Source organism: Mesorhizobium sp. M1A.F.Ca.IN.020.06.1.1, assembly GCF_004023265.1.
Taxonomy (GTDB): Bacteria; Pseudomonadota; Alphaproteobacteria; order Rhizobiales; family Rhizobiaceae; genus Mesorhizobium.
Genome location: NZ_RZSR01001359.1, coordinates 1 through 1149 on the forward strand (window position 1 = coordinate 1; position 1149 = coordinate 1149).

The following is a 1149-nucleotide window of genomic DNA, read 5'->3' on the forward strand; positions in this document are numbered from 1 at the left end:
AGAAGATGCTGGTCACGCTGTCGGTGAGGAACTCGCGCATGGCGAACATGTCGCCGCGCATCCAGAGCGGCGGCAGGATTTCCAGCATGTAGTCATAGCCGGATCGGGCAAGCTCGAACCATTCGTCCCGGTAAAGAGCGCTGGCGTCATCCTCGAAGCGATTGGGGCGTTGCGCATGGCGGTCGAACAGGCGGAACATCTGCCGCCGGTCGGCGACGCCCTGATAGATCTTGCGGATCGGGATGGAGAGATTCATGGCGGGCTCCTTCAGCCTCGTCGGGCTGGAGCGCGGCTCATCCTCGCGATGTCACCATCATCTTCAGCCCTTCCGGACCCCTCCCCGCGGCCGCCTCTCCGTCCGGACGGGTCAAGGGCCGGCGAAGCCGGGCGCAGCTTCACCCTTGACGCGGCCGGCGGGCATGCGGCAGCCGGCCTTTCTTCTCTCTCCTTTTCTCCTTTGCCGCTTCTTTCACCGCACGCAGATCCTCGTTCCAGTCATCGGCCGCAGGGCGCAGCCGCTCGAAACCGCAGCCCGTCTCCACCGCTATCTGCTCGAGCCGGCCGGCATAAACGTCGCCCTGGTCATTGTTGTCGGTGGCGGCAACAAGCAGCGCGCGTTTTTGCGCCGCAAGCCTCCGGATGGCCGCAACGGTCGCCGGCGCCCAGCCGCCGCCGGTGCTCAGATAGAGGCTGTCGGGGGGCTGTACCTCCTCGATCGCGGCGAGGCTCATGGCATCGATCGCGGCCTCGGTAACGCAGAAGCGCGGGGCATCGTCACGGCCGAAGCGAAACAGCGCCTTTCCGCCTCCGGTGGCAAATCCCCGCCAGTTTGGCCCACGTTCCTCCCAGCCGGTGACCGCGCCGGTCTCATCGGTGTGCGCGGCCCACATGCTGCCGCGCGGGCCCTCGCGCAGCCGGTCCTGACGGATTGCTGCGCGAACGACCACTTCGGAAAGATGGCGCTCGTCGCGCAGATAGCGCCAGGTCATGGAACTGCGCCATGGTTTGCGGCGGGCCTGCCAGCGCTCGGGAATCGAAAGGTCCGGTCGAGTCCTGTCGGGAACCTTAGTCCAGACGGGCTCGCTGGAGACGAAGCCGATCAGATCGGCCACATGGTCGAGCGCTTCCACAAAGGGGACGCCCTCAAGG

At 66.3% G+C, this 1149-nt stretch carries 2 protein-coding genes; both read right to left on the bottom strand.

All coding sequences use genetic code 11. The annotated features are described in order from the left end of the window. The coding region (locus EOA60_RS33985; protein ID WP_128312674.1) for a DUF1419 domain-containing protein at positions 1 to 256 on the bottom strand (256 nt) is incomplete at its 3' end. A gap of 139 nt (positions 257 to 395) precedes the next feature. Then, on the bottom strand, positions 396 to 1149 hold a 754-nt coding region (locus EOA60_RS33990; RefSeq protein ID WP_128312675.1), incomplete at its 5' end, for a DUF3991 and toprim domain-containing protein.